This is a genomic window from Actinokineospora auranticolor (assembly GCF_002934265.1).
In the GTDB taxonomy this organism is placed as follows: Bacteria; Actinomycetota; Actinomycetes; order Mycobacteriales; family Pseudonocardiaceae; genus Actinokineospora; species Actinokineospora auranticolor.
On record NZ_PTIX01000014.1, the window covers coordinates 1 to 16,697 of the forward strand.

Annotated in this window: 11 protein-coding genes and 1 pseudogene; 7 read left to right on the top strand and 5 right to left on the bottom strand. The window is 69.2% G+C overall.

Annotated features, from left to right (window positions below):
• Window positions 1-437 precede the first annotated feature (437 nt).
• The 3 genes from CLV40_RS23370 to CLV40_RS23380 all read right to left on the bottom strand — a co-directional run bounded on the left by CLV40_RS23370 (window position 438) and on the right by CLV40_RS23380 (window position 2,617).
• Window positions 438-707, bottom strand: a complete 270-nt coding sequence (locus tag CLV40_RS23370) for a hypothetical protein (protein ID WP_181043679.1) — start codon at window positions 705-707, stop codon at window positions 438-440.
• Between the two features lie 309 nt (window positions 708-1,016).
• A complete protein-coding gene (locus CLV40_RS23375; protein ID WP_104481128.1) occupies window positions 1,017-2,024 on the bottom strand; it encodes a LacI family DNA-binding transcriptional regulator in 1,008 nt (335 codons plus the stop codon).
• 77 nt (window positions 2,025-2,101) lie between these two features.
• A complete protein-coding gene (locus CLV40_RS23380; RefSeq protein ID WP_104481129.1) occupies window positions 2,102-2,617 on the bottom strand; it encodes a histidine kinase in 516 nt (171 codons plus the stop codon).
• A gap of 484 nt (window positions 2,618-3,101) precedes the next feature.
• Here CLV40_RS23380 and CLV40_RS23385 point away from each other — a divergent pair, with 484 nt between their 5' ends.
• The gene (locus CLV40_RS23385) at window positions 3,102-3,899 is read left to right on the top strand and encodes a hypothetical protein (RefSeq protein WP_146108197.1); all 798 of its coding nucleotides are present in this window, start codon (window positions 3,102-3,104) and stop codon (window positions 3,897-3,899) included.
• A 53-nt stretch (window positions 3,900-3,952) separates the two neighbouring features.
• On the opposite strand, the gene CLV40_RS23390 is transcribed toward CLV40_RS23385, so the two are convergent.
• Window positions 3,953-6,091, bottom strand: coding sequence for a glycosyl hydrolase family 18 protein (locus CLV40_RS23390; protein ID WP_245931529.1), 2,139 nt, complete (start codon window positions 6,089-6,091; stop codon window positions 3,953-3,955).
• 1,108 nt (window positions 6,092-7,199) lie between these two features.
• Between CLV40_RS23390 and CLV40_RS23395 the strand changes: the two genes are divergently transcribed.
• The 6 genes and pseudogenes from CLV40_RS23395 (at window position 7,200) to CLV40_RS23420 (ending at window position 15,214) form a co-directional block, all read left to right on the top strand.
• The gene (locus tag CLV40_RS23395) at window positions 7,200-7,970 is read left to right on the top strand and encodes a hypothetical protein (protein WP_181043680.1); all 771 of its coding nucleotides are present in this window, start codon (window positions 7,200-7,202) and stop codon (window positions 7,968-7,970) included.
• Window positions 7,971-9,051: 1,081 nt separating this feature from the next.
• Window positions 9,052-9,942 (top strand): annotated as a pseudogene (locus CLV40_RS39760) (fibronectin type III domain-containing protein); the annotation flags it as partial.
• A gap of 427 nt (window positions 9,943-10,369) precedes the next feature.
• Entirely contained in the window at window positions 10,370-11,701 is a 1,332-nt protein-coding gene (locus CLV40_RS23405) for a galactose oxidase-like domain-containing protein (protein ID WP_245931507.1), read from the top strand.
• A gap of 342 nt (window positions 11,702-12,043) precedes the next feature.
• A complete protein-coding gene (locus CLV40_RS23410; RefSeq protein WP_146108199.1) occupies window positions 12,044-12,292 on the top strand; it encodes a hypothetical protein in 249 nt (82 codons plus the stop codon).
• Window positions 12,293-12,904: 612 nt separating this feature from the next.
• The gene (locus CLV40_RS23415; RefSeq protein ID WP_146108200.1) at window positions 12,905-13,372 is read left to right on the top strand and encodes a hypothetical protein; all 468 of its coding nucleotides are present in this window, start codon (window positions 12,905-12,907) and stop codon (window positions 13,370-13,372) included.
• 261 nt (window positions 13,373-13,633) lie between these two features.
• On the top strand, window positions 13,634-15,214 hold the full coding sequence (locus CLV40_RS23420) for a bifunctional copper resistance protein CopD/cytochrome c oxidase assembly protein (RefSeq protein WP_245931531.1): 1,581 nt from the start codon (window positions 13,634-13,636) through the stop codon (window positions 15,212-15,214).
• Here CLV40_RS23420 and CLV40_RS23425 read toward each other — a convergent pair.
• Entirely contained in the window at window positions 15,177-16,022 is an 846-nt protein-coding gene (locus CLV40_RS23425; RefSeq protein WP_104481137.1) for a hypothetical protein, read from the bottom strand. The two genes, CLV40_RS23420 and CLV40_RS23425, sit on opposite strands and share 38 nt — an antisense overlap.
• Between the last annotated feature and the right edge of the window lie 675 nt (window positions 16,023-16,697).

Below are 16,697 nucleotides of genomic sequence, written 5' to 3' on the forward strand. Positions count from 1 at the left end.
CCGCCAACACACCCAACGAGATCCGATCGGTCAACCGAACAGCCGACGAATCAACGACACCACCACGAACCTGCACCACGCGAGCCACCCGAAAACAATAGCAGCTCCTCGCTTAAGTTAGTGGCATTGCGCCTCCGGCCCCCGGAATCAACTTTACCGGCGAGCACCGACAATCTCGCGAGATGACGATCATGCCTGTGGACAACTCGGGGGGCGAGGTGTCTCGATTGAGCGACGGCTGGCTGGTGCCGAGTCGGCGGGGGATTGGGGGCTGCTTGCTGGCCACTGGGGCCGTGCGCCTGGTTTGGGGTGGCTGGCCTCCGGCCCCCGGAATCAAGTTTACCGGGGAGGGGCGACAGTTCCGGGCGAAGACGATCATGCCTGTGGACAGCCGCGCGGGCCCGAGTGGCCGGGCTCGGGCCCGTGGTGCCTCGTCGTCAGGCGGCGACGGCCACGGCGCCGATGGCGGTGGCGCCTTCCGGGGTGAGGGTGGCGGGCATCAGCTCGCCGAAGCGGCCCTGGTCGGCGGTGATCAGGCCGGCGTGGGTCAGCAGGTGCGCGGTGAACTGGTCGCAGCACGGCACGCCGTCGATGTAGAGGTCCGGCTCGCGGCTGGTGGCCAGGTGCGCCCGGCCCTCGGCGACGGCCCGCAGCATGGCGCGGGCGCGGTGGCTCAGCTCGGTCTGTTCAGCGGGCTCACTGGTCATCTCGGTCGTCCCCCCTGATGGGTTTCTCGTTGTCGTTCCGTGTCGTCACTGGCAGTCACGTAGAGCGCGAGGCCCCTCTGCGGGGTCCATCGGATTGACCCCCCGTGCGCGTTATGAACGTGACCGTATCGTGAGAGAAGAGGTCGCTAGACCCTTCTCGGATACCGAGCATCACCCGTATGGACGACGGTCGGTAGTCCCGTGACCTGCCTGCGTCACCGACTGTTGTCGAGCGGTGGGCTCAGGCGGGCTTCGGGGACACGGGCACGTCCTCGTACACACTCTCGGACGTCCGGGAGGGCACCCGGTTCACGCGGACTCGCGGACCACCAGGCGGGTGGGGAGCAGGAGCGAGCGAGGGAGGTCTGCTTCGGCGCTGAGTTGGGCCAAGAGGCGGGCTGTGGTGGTGCGGCCCAGTTCTTCGATGTCTTGGCGCACGGTGGTCAGTTTCGGTGTCGTAGTAGTGGCGAGCACCGAGTCGTCGAAGCCGACGACGGCCACATCCTCCGGTACTCGCTTACCGCGCTCGGAGAGGGTGCGTAGTGCGCCGACGGCGATTATGTCCGCTGCGGCGAAGACAGCGTCGATGTCGGGGTGTTCCTCGAGCAGTTCGGCCATCGCCGCGGCGCCGCCGTCGACGGAGAAGTCGGAGTACGCGACGAGGTCGTCCGGCCTGCCCGCCTCTGCCATGCCGCGCTGCCAGCCCGCGAGGCGGTCGATGCCGACGGCCATGTCCGCCGGTCCCGCGATGGACGCGATCCGGCGGCGGCCCAGGCCCACCAGGTGCCGGGCGGCGGCGAGGGAACCCGCGAGGTTATCGGAGTCGACGTACGGAACCTCGACGTCGGCCAGCGGCCTGCCGACCAGCACGGCGGGCAGGCCCGCGGACACCAGGCGCGCGGGGAGCGGGTCGCGGCCGTGCAGGCTCACCACGATGGCGCCGTCGACGTGCCCGCCGCACAGGTAGTCGGCGAGGGTGCTGTCGTCGCGGGTCTGGTCCATCAGCAGGACCAGCTGCCTGCGGCTGTCGGCCATGCCCGCGTACACGCCGCGCAGGATCTTGGCGAAGAACGGGTCGCTGAACACGCGGTCGCCGTGCTCGGACACCACGAGCGCGATCGAGTTGGTGCGGCGGGTGACCAGGTTGCGCGCGGCCTGGTTGGGCACGTAGCGCAGCTCGGTGATGGCCTGGTCCACCGCGACCTTCGCGCGCTTGCTGACCCCGGGCAGGTTGTTGATGACCCGGGACACGGTCGACCGCGACACCCCGGCGACCCGTGCGACCTCCTCCAGCGTGGGGGCCTCCGATGGACGCATCCTCGACTCCGATCGGCGGCGGGCCAGGGGGACCGGCACCCGCGCGACCCGCCGCGCGTCAGGTGTCCACAGTGGATTTAGCGGCGGTGGCGGTCCTGCGAGCCGGAGAGCCCGAACAGGATCCGCTGCATGACCTCGTCGGTGTTGTCCTTGAGCGGCTCGCGGGCGGCCTCGATCGCTGCGGCCGGGGAGGGCCTGCGCTGCCTGCGCGGCAGGGGGACCGACGACGCGTTCATGCCGCCGGGCAGGGCCAGGCTCGCCCACAGGAGGTAACGGCCGTGGCCCAGTTCGGTTACACCCACCCGTGGGCCGTCCGGGACGGCCGGGACCCGCACGACGCGCGGCGTCTCCAGTTCGATGACCAGGTCGCCGCCGGTGAGCCGGACGCGGGCGGTGAGCATGCCGGGGTTTGCCTGGTCGGCCGCGCCCACCACGGCCTCGGCCAGCCGCCTGCCCGCCAGCGCCGCCTCGTCCCGCATCGGCCGCAGCTTCCACTCGGTCAACGCGAAGCGGACGAACATCTCGGTACACCCGACAGCGGTCGGCAGGGCGACCAACTGGAGGTCGTCCATCTGTTCGGTCCGGTTGTTCATGGGTGCGTCCTTCCGGTCCCCGCGCGCGTGCGCAGATGGTGCCACGTCACCCATCAGTAGCGGCACCCCAGGTCTTCCCATTTACTGTCCGTATATGTCAGCCCGCAGGAAGTGACCCACAGCGCATGCCTCGCAAGGAATGACGTACTGCCAACGAGCATCTTCGCGCTTGGTAACGATCATCGTCGACACCCGTAGACGCGCCCGGACCGCCCGCGCCATACCAATCCGCCGTGAGGAGTAACCCGTGCGACGTGGGCCGGACATCCGTTGCCTCGCTTGTTGGTTCAACCACCTGGGTAGGGCCCGCCGTTGGCCGACCCGGGTGATGTGTCGAAAGACGACACTTTCGAAAAGCGTTGATGCACGTGCTGATGCACGGCCTTCAAGGCGAGGTCGGCAAGGTGGGACGAACCGGTGGTCGTGCGGCCGTGCCCTGAATGTCGCCCCTGTTGCCACCCCCGCAATGGTGTACCACTGGCGGGTGACCTCGAGCCCGGATGACGACTTATCAACGCCCGTGGACGCCGTGGGGCCCGATGCCCGAGAAGTGATCGGGCCGCTGGTCGGGGAGTCCTTCGAGACGCCGGGTGGGCGGCGGAACAGGATTGTTCGGATGACCGCTCGGCAGGTTTGGGTGGGGACGGAGCGGTCGCCGGAGGGGAGGCCGGTGCCGTTGGCGGATGTGCAGCGGGGGCTTGACCTGTTGTGGAGTCGGGGGCGGGTCCGGGTCACGCCCGCGGTGTTGGGGCACCGCAGTTCGTTCGTGGGGACGTTGCTGGGGATGCTGCCCAATGTGGTGGTGGAGCGGGATCCCGTGGTCGAGGTGGTCTTGCGCGGCGGGGTTTTCGGGTGGATGCGTCGGCTGCGGGAGTATTCGGCGTTCGACCGGGCCGCCGAGGTGGGGCGACGGGTCGGGGAGGCGGACCTGCGGGGGCTGTTGCTCCAAGGCGCGGACTCGGGGCGGTGCGGGCTCTGCGGGGAGCTCCTGCCCGGATCCATGCTGATGCCCGCGTTCATCAAGCCGCGGGCGGAGTGCGAGGAGGACGAGCTCGGGGAGCTCGGGAACCTCTCCGTGCTGTTTTGCGCGCTCGGGTGCGACCGGCTTTTCGACCGCGGTCTCGTGGCGGTCGGGCCCGAGGGGACGGTGGTGGTCGCGGAGGTGGCCGAGGGGCGGCTGCAGGACAGCCTCCACGAGCTGAGGGGTCGCCGGTGTGTTGTCTATCGGCCTCGGAACGAGAAGTACTTCGTCTGGCACCGGCAGAACCGGTTCGTGGGGTGAGAACGCGAGTGGCTCCCCCGTGGGACGACGGGGGAGCCACTCGGGTCATCGGCCTACTTGAGGCTGGTGTCGACGGCCGTCATGAGGGTGCCGGGGTCGCCCGACATCTCCCAGGCCATGACGCCCAGTAGGCGTTGTTGTTTGAGCCAGGCGATCTTCTGCTGGATCGACCAGGCGTCGTCGAAGGTCCAGAACTGGCCGTTGGTGCCGCCGGTGTGGCAGGCGGTCGCGACGGCCGCTGTGTCGTGGTAGATGGTGCAGTTCGGGACGCTGGCCAGCAGGTTGGAGTACCCGCGGGTGCCCGCTTCCTCGGCGAACTGGCCCGGTGCCGCGCCGGTCGCCGACTGCCATTCACCCTTCTTGCCGTTGTCGGGCACGCCCTGCCAACCTCGGCCGTAGAACGCTAGACCCAATGTCAGCTTTCTTGGGTTGGCGCCCTTGTCGGTGTACGCCTTGATCGCGTCCACGACGCTGAACTTGTGGTCGTACGGGTCGTCCGCGTCCGGGTACAGGTTGCCCTGGTGGCCGGTGCGGTTGGGCTCCCACGAGTTGTCGCTGCCCGAGCCGTGGAAGTCGTAGCCCTGGACGTTCGCCACGTCGAGGTAGTCGAAGATCTTCGGCACGTCCCAGCCCTGCGCCACCTTGGCCGGGTCGGCCGGGGTGAACGCCTGGATCTCGTAGCGCTTGCCGGTCGTCTTGGACTTCGCGTCCAGCTGCTCGCGGAACTCCTTGAGCAGCAGGGTCAGGTTGTCCTTGTCGTTGACCGACCAGTGGTTGCCCGGGTGGCCGTCACCGCTGCCCGGCCACTCCCAGTCGATGTCGATGCCGTCGAAGATGCCCGCCGCGGTGCCGGGGCCACCCGCGCCGCCGTAGGCCTTGATGTTGCCGTCGATGTAGGTGTCGATGCAGGACGACACGAACTTCTTGCGGGAGGCGTCGGTGGCCGCCACGTCGGAGAAGTACTTCGAGTACGTCCAGCCACCCAGCGAGATCAGCACCTTCAGGTTCGGGTACTTCGCCTTGAGCTTCTTGAGCTGGTTGAAGTTGCCGCGCAGCGTCTCCCAGCCGGTGTCGCCGACGCCGTCGACCGACTGGCCCGCGGCGAACGGACGCGAGTAGTCCGCCTCGGCGTCACCCGAACCGTCACCCTGGCTGGGGTCCTGGGGGTTGCTCGTGGTGCTCTTCGTAACACCGGTGAGGCAGGTCAGGTTGGTCGGGTCGATGTTGCCGAACGCGTAGAGCAGGTGCGTCAGCTTCGCCGCGGCGCCGGTGGTCACCAGGTTCTTGACGAAGTACTGGCGGCCGTAGATGCCCCACTGGACGAAGTAGCCGACGCGGGCGTAGCCGTCGACGATGTCCTTGGTCGTCGCCGAGACGGCGCCGCTCTGCGCGGAGGCGTTGTCGTAGCCGTCGCGGGCCCGGACGGTGAAGCTGTAGGCCTTGGACGGGGCCAGGCCGGTGACCTTCGCCGTGGTGGTCGTGACGGTCTGGACTTCCTGGCCGTCGCGGTACACGTCGTAGGCCACGACACCGGTGTTGTCGGTCGAGGCGTTCCACGCGAGGCTGACGCTGCCCGCGTCGACCGCGGTGGTGCGCAGACCACCCGGCACGGTGGGTGCCTGGGTGTCGTCGGCCGGGTTGTTCGTGGTCACCGTCAGCGGGGCGCTGGCGGGACCGGCGAGGCCGTTGGTGTCCTTGGCCTTGACCGTGAAGGTGTAGGCCGTGGCCGGGGTCAGGCCGTTGACGCTGATCGTCGGGTCGACCACGGTCTTGACCAGCGTGCTGCCCTGGTAGACGTCGTAGTTGGCGATGGGCAGCGAACCCATCGACGCGGCGTCCCACGCGAGGGTGATGGTCTTGGTGGTCTTCACCGTCGCCCGCACGTTGCCGGGGGCGCCGGGCGGGGTGTCGGGCGAGCCGTCGCAGTTGCCGTTGTCGACCCGGCACTTGGCCGGGGTCGCGGCGGCGCTGAGCCGGAACGACGGGTTGTACGGGTACGTCGAGCGACCCGGCTGCAGGGTGTTGATGTAGTACTCCGGGCTCAGCGTGACCCGGGTGCCGGTCTGGCTGACCTTCGAGTTCGCGTTGGCCGAGGCGGTGACGCCCGCGGGCAGCTCGAACGTGACGGCCCAGCCGGTGACGGCCGCGCTGCCGGAGTTGGTGACGGTGTACTCACCGATGTTGCCGTTCATGGTGAGCGTCGCGCGGAGAGCGCCCGCCGCCGAGGCTGATGGGTTCAGTGCGATCAAGGCGGAGGTGGCCAGTGCTAGGCCGACCGCCGCGGTGGACAAGCGACGAAGGGTGCGTCTCATGGCATCGGCTCCAGGATGGATGCAGGGTGTGCCGAGTGTGGTCTAGACCACAACCCGAATCTAGCGGGTGGATTGGGGTAGGTCTAGACCAATGTCACTCTTGGAAATCACCAGTTGACCGGGCGGGTGGTGGGTCCTCGACGGCGGGACGAATCCGACACCGAGGAGGAGATCGCCCAGTTCACCGGGTAAATGACCGGTTGGCGGGCGGTGGCGTCCGGGTGGAGATCTGGGAATTCGCGGTCGACGGGGTGCGGTTGGCGGAGCCGGGGTGCCCGGGGTGCGGACCGGGTGGTCGCTCGCGGGGTTCGCGGCTCGGCGGGATGGGCGTCGGCGTGGTCGAGTCGGGTGACGGTGGGTAGTGAGCCTGTCTTGACCTTTGCTTTGGTTGGACCGGCGAGTTGTCTGGGCGGTCGAGGGGTGGGCTCGTGTGCCGCGGGCGGGCTGACGCGGACCTCGGGTTGGCCTGGCGTGCGCGGGACGCGTCCGAAACCGGCCGCGAATGCTGTGTGGTTTCGAGTCGTCGGATAGTGATGAGTTATCGGCGGGTCGCATTGGCGCTCGGATTGCCGGTGCCCGTTGGCTATGCGACAAGAGGGACCCGTCCTCAAAGGGGCGGCGGGGTGGATGTGGAGTGATCTTTGGGGCGCGGCCGGACCCTGTGGTTGTGGTTGGCCGCGTGTCGGGTCTTGAAGGCGGGGAGACGCCTGTGGACACAAGGGTGTTTGGCGGCTGGGCGGGGTGTGTTCGCCTGTGTGATTCAGGGGAGCGTCTTGGCCGGATTGGGGTGGGGCGTGGTGCGGCTGGGGACCGGACTTGAGGGAGTACACGATTGGGCGGGGTGTGCCGGGGCGGGCGAGGCATGGGGTGCGCGTGTGGTTCCGACGGGTCGGGTGGGCGAAAAACGACCAGGAATTGTCCAGTGATGGGGGTGGGCGGGGGCACTAGGTTGGAGGGCGTCCGCGCATGAGGTGAATGGAGTGCTGCCGTGAGCGACCCCGATGCCGAGCTGCCGCCCTATCGCGGGGTGCTGGTGGTCGACGCCGAGCGGTTCGGGCGCAACACCGACGTCAACCAGGAGCACCTCACCTTCATGATCCCGCAGGTGGTCGAGAACGCCTTCGGGCGGGCGGGCCTGGCCGACGTGTGGGACCGGCGGCTCATGGAGCACGAGAACGGCGACGGGATCGGCGTCGCGTTCGACACCCACCACCTGCCCGCCGTGGTCGACCGCGTGTTCGCGGCGCTGCAGGAGATCCTGGCCGAGCAGGACGTCCGGCTGCGCGCGCGGGACCGGGGACTGCGGTTGCGGCTGCGGGCCGTGCTGCACGTGGGACCGCTGCTGCGTTCCGGGGGCCGCACGCTGGTCAACGCGTACCGGCTGCTGGACACCGACGTGCTGCGCGGGGCGCTGGCCAGGTCGGACCGGGACCTGACCTTCCTGGCCGTCCTGCTCTCGGAGCGGGTGTACGCCGACGTCGTGGCCGAGGGCTACGCCAAGGTGGACGCCCGGCCGGTCGACACGCACAACAAGGAACTCGACACCAGGGCGTACCTGCACGTCCCGGTGCTCTCCGGCGAGTTGCTCGACAACGGGCTCGCCGGTGGCGCGCCCGCGGCGGAGGCCCCCGCCGGGCAGGTGCCGGTGGACGCCGGGGAGCGGTACCGGCCCGTGCACAACGAGATCAGCGGCGGGACCCACCACGGGACCACCATCCAGGTCGGCCACGTGCACGGCGGGCTCAACCAGGGTCGTTGACCCGCGCGGTGGAGCGTCCGCGCGCGGCCTGGAGCGGTCGCGTGAAACGCGGCACCGCGTGGCGGATTGTGTGGTTGGTACGCGCAACTTGATTCCCTACCTTTCCTGCGGTGGGTGACCGCGCGGGTGCGGCCGGTACGCCTCGGACGTGGCGCGTGTCCGGTTTGCTCCACTGTGGACCTATTTCGGTCACCGAATAATTGACCCAGTGAAGAATTCGCTTTCCAATAGGGAAGTTTGTTGCTCTGCGCCGTTCGGTGGGATGGATTAGGGCGTCCGGAAAAAGCGAAACGCGTGGTGCGGCGCAGCGATGTAAGCGTCGCCGGCGTGGTCGGCCCAGGACCCTTTTCATCGAGGACGGTTGATGAGACTCCTTCGCGCCCGCCGGGGGCGTGTGGCGATCAGCGCGGTGGTCGCGCTGGTCATGCTCACGCTGGGACTACCCGGGATCGCCGTGGCCGCGGCGCCTGCCTTCGTGCAGAAGGCCAGCGCCCGCGCGATAGCCACCAGCAAGGCGGTGACCCTGCCCAACGCGGTGGTCGCGGGCAACCGGATCGTCGTGCAGGTGGGGGTGTGGAGCAGCGGCAACGCGACGGCGAAGACCGTCAAGGACGCGGCCAACAACACCTACACCAAGCTCACCGCGGTCACCGCCCCGGACGGCACCGAGCTGAGCGTGTGGAGCGCGCCCGTCGTCAACGGCGGCGGCACCAAGCCCGCCATCACGGTCACCCCGACCGCCAAGGCCGACATCGGCATCGCCGTCGCCGAGTACTCGGGGCTCGCCGCGGCCGCCGACGCCACCGTGGTCGACCAGAAGGCGCAGGCCACCGGCACCAGCACCGTCGCGGGCGTGGTCACCTCCGGGCCGACCCCGCCGACGACCGCGGCGGGCGGGCTCGCGCTCGGGTTCTACGTGGACTCCGGCTTCGGCAAGACCCTGACCGCGGGCAGCGGCTTCACCGAGCGGGTCAACGTCTCGCCCGCCTCCGACATGGAGTTCGTGCTCGAGGACCGGCCCGTCGGCATCGGCGAGCAGCCCAGCGCCGGGGTCACCACGGGCGCGGGCGTGCCGTGGCTGATGGCGACCGTGGTCTTCAAGGGAGCCGACGGCACCGGCGGCGGCGGTGGACCGACCGCGCCGGGCGCGCCGACCTCCGTCGTCGCGCAGGCGGGCAACGGGACCGCCACGCTGAACTGGAACGCCCCGCCCAACGGCGGCAGCCCGATCGTGTCCTACACGATCACCCCGTTCGCCGGGGCGGCCGCGCAGACGCCGATCGTGCTCAGCGGCTCCGCCACGACGCTGCAGGTCCCCAACCTGACCAACGGCACCTCGTACACCTTCACCGTGTCCGCCACCAACAACGTCGGCACCGGCCCGGCGTCGGCACCGTCCAACGCGGTCACCCCGACGGCGTCGCCGCAGGGCCAGTGGTCGGCACCGATGGACTGGCCGTTCGTCGCGGTGCACATGGTCGCCCTCAACAACGGCAAGTACATCCTGTGGGACGGCTGGCACCAGCCCGAGCCGACCTACCTGTGGGACCCGGCCGCCAACACCTTCACCACGATCATGGCGCCGGACAGCATCTTCTGCGCCGCCAACGCCCACCTGCCCGACGGCCGCGTGCTCGTCGTCGGCGGCTACGGCGTGGTCTCCACCGGTGAACTGGGCATCAAGGACACCACGATCTTCGACCCGGCCACCAACTCGTGGAGCCGCGTCGCGGACATGCACTACCCGCGCTGGTACCCGAGCGTCACCGAGCTGCCCGACGGCCGGTACGTGACCATCAGCGGCAACACCGCCGACGCCTACACCTGGGCCGAGCACCCCGAGGTCTACGACCCGGGCAACAACACGTGGACGGTGCTGTCCAACGTCAACACCTCGCAGATCCACGAGGTCGAGTACCCGTTCGCCTACCTCGCGCCCAACGGCAAGGTCTTCACCATGGGCCCGTCCGAGGACGTGTCGTTCTGGCTCGACGTGAACAACCAGACCTGGACCCCGGTCGGCGCCAGCGGCGTGGTCAACGGATCGTCCACCATGTACCGGCCCGGCAAGATCCTCTACAGCGGAGGGTCGAGCACCGTGTCCGACGGCGCCCCGGCGATGGCCAACACCTCGGTCATCGACCTCACCGGTCATCGACCTCACCGCGCCCACCGCCGCCTGGCGGCAGACCTCGCCGATGAACACCGCGCGGGACTTCCACACCCTCACGACCCTCGCCGACGGCAAGGTGCTGGCGGTCGGCGGTTCGCCGTCGAGCGACCAGAGCAAGCTCAACACCAACATCCTCGCCGCCGAGCTCTGGGACCCGGCCACCGAGAAGTGGACCACCGCGGCGTCCATGGCGGTGCCCCGGCAGTACCACCAGACCGCGCTGCTGATGGCGGACGGTCGCGTGCTGGTCGCGGGCGGCGGGCACCACATCAGCGCCACCGTGCCCGGCCAGTTCTCCGCCCAGATCTACTCGCCGCCCTACCTGTTCAACGGGGCCCGGCCGACGATCACCGCCGCCCCGCCGTCCACGGCGTACGGCCAGACGATCTCGGTGAGCACCCCGGACGCCGCGTCGATCAGCGCGGTCAACCTGGTGTCGGTGGGCGCGAACACCCACCAGAGCGACATGGACCAGCGGTTCGTGCCGCTCTCGTACACCAAGGGCGTGGGCAAGCTCGACATCCAGACGCCCGCGGGCGCCAACCTCGCCCCACCCGGTGACTACATGCTGTTCCTGGTCAACGACGCCGGTGTGCCGTCGGTGGCCAAGACCGTGCGGATCCTGCCGTCGATCACCGCACCGTCCGCCCCGTCCGCGGTCGCCGCGGTGGCGGGCAACGGCTCGGCGACGGTGAGCTGGTCGGCCCCCGGCGACGGCGGCAACGCCATCACCGGCTACACCGTCACCCCGTACATCGGGGAGGCCGCGCAGACCCCGGTCGCCGTGACCGGGACGTCCGCCCAGGTCACCGGGCTCGCGAACGGGACCACCTACACGTTCCGGGTGACCGCGACCAACGCCATCGGCACCAGCGCCCCCTCGCTGGCGTCCAACCCGGTGACCCCGACCGCGACCCCGACACCCGGGTTCGTGCAGAAGGCCACCGCGCGTGGACCCGGCGCCGAACGCGCGGTGACCACGCCGTCGGCGGTGCAGGTCGGCGACCGGATGGTCGTGCAGGTCGGCATCTGGAACACCGTGGGCTCCCGGGCCACCGGCGTCCGCGACTCGGCGGGCAACGTCTACACGAAGCTGTCGAGCACGGTCGGCACGGACAACACCGAGCAGAGCGTCTGGACCGCGCCGATCACCGCGGGCGGTGGCGCGCCGCTGACCGTGACCGCCTCGGCCTCGGGCACGGCGGACATCGGCGTCGGGGTCGTCGAGTACTCCGGCCTGTCCCTGGCCGCGGGCACGGGCGCGGTCGACCAGATCAAGTCGGCGACCGGCACCACGGCCGTGGCCTCCTCCGGGCAGACCGCGGCGACCACGGACGGGGACCAGCTGGCGGTCGGGTTCTACCTGGACTCCGGTTTCAGCCGGAACCTGACACCGGGCGCGGGCTTCACCCAGCGGCTCAACTCCTCGCCCGCCGGGGACATGGAGATGCTGATCGAGGACCAGCCCGCCGTCCTCGGCGCCCGCCCGAACGCGACGGTCAACAGCGCGACGAGCACGCCGTGGATGGTGACCACCGTCGTGTTCAAACACGGCTGACCACCTCGGACGGGGCCGGCTCCGGCCGGTCCCGTCCGGCGGTCGACCGCTGGTCGAGCGCTCAATGGCTGAAGTGGACCCCGGCGGGCGGCCGGGGCTCCCCGGTGGACGCCCGCGGTACCGAGGAAACAACGGTGCCGGTTGCGGCGATGTCGACGGCAGTACGGGACCTCGGTGTGGGGCCCCGGGTGTGGCACGGGGTCCGCGGATACCGGTGTCGCGCGTGGAGCGGTGCGACGGCCCGGGTGGGGCGCCCGGTTCGGTGGTGAGCGCGTTGCGGGTTGGGCTTAGCGCCCTGGCTGCGGGGTCGGTGTAGACGACATGGTGGGCGGTGCCGAAGTCATGGGCGGATTCGAGCGGTTCGGCGAGACGGAACTCGATGGGCACGACTGGTCCTCTGCGCTTGGGCGGACTGGTTGGCTCGACGGGGTGGAGCGGTTCGACATCGATCTGGGCGAGTGGGTCGGTGAGGGGAACGCGCCCGCCGCGGCGGCGGACGAGGCCGTTGTGGACGAGCAGGTCGGCTATGTGGACTGGGTCGGCGCCATCGCCATGGTCGGTCGGCAGGAGTGGCGTTCCGACACCTGGTGACGGGTCGTTGCCGTTCGGGTTGGCCGAGCGCGTGGGCGGTGCACCCGGCGGTGGTCGTCGGGTTTCCGCTTCGCGTCTCGGAGGTGGTAGTGCCTTGGTCTGTCGGTGCTGGCGGCGTTCCCGCTCGTCGTGATGGGTTGCTCCGGGTTTGGGGTGGCCGAACGTGTCGGTGGCGCACCTGGCGGTGATCGTCGGGTCGCCGCGTCTCGTGGGCGGGCTGGGGCGTTGGCGCCTTGATCTGTCAGTGGGAGTTCGGGCTCCTCGTGGTGGGTCGTTTCGGCGGTTTGAGGTGGCCGAACGCGTCAGCGGCGCACCTGGCGGCGGTCGTCGGGTGCCCGCCCCGCGTTTCGGGGTGGTTGGGTTCGAAGCGTCAGGCTGGGTCGGTGTTCTCACCTTGGGCGGTCGGTAGGAGTGGCGTTCCGACACCTGGGGACCGGTCGGCTTGGTCGTACGCGTCCGCGGTTGTGGGGTGGGCTGCGGAGGTGGGCCGGGTGATGGCACCAGGTCTGCCGCTCAGGCTGTTGTGGACAAGCGGGTCGGCCATCGGGACCGGGTCGGCGCGGTTGCCGGGCGGGCGTTCGGGTACGTGGTCGGGTTGGGGAGGTGGGCTGGGTGACCGGTGGTGCTGTGGTCGAGCGGGAGGCCGGTGGGCCTGGTCGGGTCTCCTTGTGGCGGCGGCCACGGGGTCGGGGCATGGTCGGCGCGCTCGTGGTGGCGGCCGTTTCCACGCAGGTCTGGTTGTTCAGCGCACCCGGGGACAGCCCCGCGGACGCCGTCAGCGGGTACTTCCGGGCGGCGATCGACGAGGACTGCGGCACGGCGTTCGGGCTGTTGACCGCGCCCGTCGTGGGCAGCTACGGCACGGTGGACCGCCTGTGCGAGCGGGCCAAGGCCGACACGCTGCTGTCCTTCCAGGTGGGGGACACCACCATGACGGCGGAGGGGGCGAAGGTCACCGTGACGCTGGTCCGGCCCAATCTGACGCTGGTGGACGTGGCGACGATGGTGCAGGTAGATGGGCATTGGCGGATCGCTTCCTTCGAGGTCATCTCGTCCGATCGCGGGCACGGGCGGCCCTGAGTCCCGAGTGGACGGTCGCGGTCGCTCGACCGGGATGAAGCCAGTTTGCCGAGCAGGCAAGTGGGTGGCCAGACGAAAGGGCTGGGCTGTGGATAACTCGAGGGTATGTGGATGAATCGCCGGATTTGGTTCGCGCGAACCGGCGCCTTGAGGCCGCTGATTGGGGCCGGAATCGCTTCTGGTGCCGTAGTAGCCGTGGGAGTCTCCGCCGCCGCTCCGCCTCCCGTAGTGGGCTTGCCGGATGCGGGTGCCTTCGTGCGGATGGCGCTACCCGGCGCTCGGGTGGTCGCAGAGGTTGCGGCTGTTGGGGTTGTGGGCGCGCTGGTTCTTGCCGCGCTGCTGGCGTCGACGGGTGATGACCGGGACAAGGCGGTGCGGGTCGCGGGGCGCTTGGCGGGTTGGTGGGCGATTCTGTCCGCGTTCATGGTCGTGTTGACCGTCGCTGACGCGTTGGGACAGGGCATTCCCGAGGTTTTCCGCGTCTTGGGTCCTGCGGTTGGTCGGCTCTCGGTGGCGCTTGCTTGGCTCGTAGTGGCGAATTTGGCTGCGTTGGTGTGGGTCGGTAGTCGGCTCGAGTTGCCGCCGGGGTGGCTCTTGGCCGGTGCGATCGTTGGTGTGGCGCCGGTAGCGCTCACCGGACACTCTTCGTCCGGTGGTGACCACGACATCGCGAGTGACAGCCTTATGCTGCATGTCATCGCGATGTCCGTGTGGGCCGGTGGGCTTGTCGCGCTGTTGGCAGTTGCGCGGCGCTCTTACGGCGCGACTGCTGCGCGGACCTACTCCGCAATCGCGCTTGCCTGCTGGATTGCGGTCGTAGTGACCGGACTCGTCAACGCGTCACTACGGCTCGCGGTCGATGAGCTTGGCACGCGCTACGGGTTGCTCGTAGTGGCGAAGCTGGCCGCTGCGATCCTCTTAGGCGGGTTTGGCTACCTGCACCGGCAGCGCACACTACGACAGCTGGACAGCGCGCAAGCGCGGCCCTTCCTGCGGTTGGCGGCCGTTGAGGTGCTGCTCATGTTGGTCACCATTGGTCTCGCGGTTGGGCTTAGTCGGACGCCCAGTCCTCTTGGCGCGCGGCGTCGGCTGTCGGCTACCGAGGTCCTTATCGGTTTTCCGCTGCCTGACCCTCCCAGCCTGGGGCGGCTTCTTGCCGGGTGGCGTCCTGACCTTGTCTTCGGCACTCTCGCTGTCGCAGCTGCGGTCTGGTACCTCTACCGGGTGGGCCGACGGACGGAGCCGTGGCCGGTGGAGCGGACCGTCGCGTGGTTAGCCGGGTGCGCGGTGTTGTTCATCGCCACCTGTTCCGGGCTTGGCGAGTACGAACCGGCGGTGTTCAGCGCGCACACGGTGGTTCGGCTGTTGGTCGGGTTGGTGGCACCCGCGTTGCTCGCTCTTGGGAAGCCGCGTGCGTTGTTGGGGCCGGTGCGGGTGTGGTTGCCGCGTCCGGAGGTTGCCGCGTTCGCGGCATCGGCCATTCCTGTTGTCTTGTACGGGTTTGGTCTCTATGACGGTCTTGCGGGACAGCACTGGGCGCGGTTGGTGATCCTGGGGTGCTCTCTTGCGGCCGGGGTGGCGCTCTTTGCTCGGACCAGTCGCACGCCGGTTGTCGTAGTGGCGCTTGCGCATGGTCTTACCGGGTTGGTGCTGTTGTGCCGTGAGACGGCGTTGGGGCGTGGGTTCTACTCACGGCTGGCGTTGGAGTGGCCGCATGACGTCAACGGGGACCAGGTGTTGGCGGGGTGGGTCACGTTGGGGGTCGCGGTGGTGGTTGCTGGTTATGCGGTGCGGCCCGCGGTGGTCAAGCCTTTGCTCGGTGTGCCCAGCCGTACAGGGTAACCGCGCCGAGTGTGGTGATGGCCAGGATTGACGCGATGGCCGCGATGGTGGGTGGGGCCAGTGGTGACACGCCGGTGATGGACTCGACGCCGACCAGGGTGATCAGGGTGCTGTATGCGGCGATGGCGGTCCAGACCAGTCGCATGTGGTTGTGAATTGTTGTCCGGTCGAGGAGCCAGGCTAGGGCTGGGACGACGAGGATGGCGTGCATGGCTACCGCGTGCAGGGGCTTGAGGGAGCCCGCGGTGGTGTAGGCCAGGTCCGGGTTGCCTGAGCGGGATGCGATGACGCCTTTAGCGATCATGGCTGCGCCGGTGGCGAGCGCTATGAGGAGAGCGGCTAGCCCGAACCGTACCGCCAAGCGCATTGTTGGTGTTGTATTGCGGGCGCCGGTTGTGGCGGCGACGGTGAGGGCGATCGAGGTGAGGACCAGGACGCCGCCGCCTGCGGCGAGGGTCATGGAGACGGCGGTGTCCTGGGGGGTTTCGAAGTTGAAGTGGGAGGGGACGCCGCGCCAGGCCTGGGTGGTGACGAGGATGACCTCGATGATGCTGGCGGTGGCGAAGAGGGCCAGGAGTGGGGTTCGGCGTTTGATGGTCAGGTAGGAGGTCGCCCAGGTGACGGTGGCGAGGGTCAGGCCGAAGGAGAGGCCGAAGGTGGCGGCTTTGCGGAGGGAGAGGGGGCCTTCCCAGGTGCGGCCGGTGGTCAGGAGGACGGCGACGTGGACCAGGCCGCTGAGGATGAGGGCGGCGCTGATCAGGTAGGCGGCCTTCTCGGTTCGGCGGGCTCGGGTCCACAGGCTGCGCATGGGCAGAGTGTTGCGCGGGGTGGCTTAGAGGTTCTTCAGGATGGGTTGGGTGCGCTGGAGTTCTTGATGGGGGCGGGTGGCTGGGCGCGTCTGGGGTGAGGCGCCTTGGGCTTGGGGTGGGCCCGCGTTGAGGGGCGGCTCTTGTCGGGCGGGGCTCGGGGCGGGATGGTTCTTGATCTTGGCATGCCTCCGGCCCAATGCCACTAACTTACGGAGCATCGTTGCAGGTCAACGGCATCTTGAGGGGTGCCGTGCGAGAGGCAGGCGGCACGTGCGACGACGCCCTGCGGCACACCATAGTTCCATGGCCCGCATTGGGGCATCGAGCGAACACGCAACCCACTGTCGCAAGTGGACTTGATCCGAGTGTTCCAGAGGTCGATCGCCAATCGCTTAGACCGATACTGGCCAGCGAAAACGCGCTAAGTTAGTGGCATTGTGCCTCCGGCCCCCGAAATCCATTCTAGCGGTGGGGGGTGACAGTTTCGGACGATAATGATCAAGGTTGTGGATAGGTGTTGCGGGGCGAATGGGATGGCATGGAGGGGAGAGGTGGAGCGAGGGGATGGCGAAGAGAGGGGAGCGAGGAAGGGGTGAAGCGAGGGGGAAGTGGGGAAGAGGGGGTGATGCCAGGAGGGCAGGGTGACGTAGGGGCGAGATGGGGCCGGCGACGCG

Bases quoted from the DNA above. Each gene is read 5' to 3' on its own strand.
- CLV40_RS23410 (WP_146108199.1), top strand. From the start codon at position 12,044: ATGGGCGGATTCGAGCGGTTCGGCGAGACGGAACTCGATGGGCACGAC.
- CLV40_RS23405 (WP_245931507.1), top strand. From the start codon at position 10,370: ATGGCGGACGGTCGCGTGCTGGTCGCGGGCGGCGGGCACCACATCAGC.
- CLV40_RS23370 (WP_181043679.1), bottom strand. From the start codon at position 707: ATGACCAGTGAGCCCGCTGAACAGACCGAGCTGAGCCACCGCGCCCGC.
- CLV40_RS23425 (WP_104481137.1), bottom strand. From the start codon at position 16,022: ATGCGCAGCCTGTGGACCCGAGCCCGCCGAACCGAGAAGGCCGCCTAC.
- CLV40_RS23390 (WP_245931529.1), bottom strand. From the start codon at position 6,091: ATGAACGGCAACATCGGTGAGTACACCGTCACCAACTCCGGCAGCGCG.
- CLV40_RS23420 (WP_245931531.1), top strand. From the start codon at position 13,634: ATGGCGCTACCCGGCGCTCGGGTGGTCGCAGAGGTTGCGGCTGTTGGG.
- CLV40_RS23380 (WP_104481129.1), bottom strand. From the start codon at position 2,617: ATGAACAACCGGACCGAACAGATGGACGACCTCCAGTTGGTCGCCCTG.
- CLV40_RS23375 (WP_104481128.1), bottom strand. From the start codon at position 2,024: ATGCGTCCATCGGAGGCCCCCACGCTGGAGGAGGTCGCACGGGTCGCC.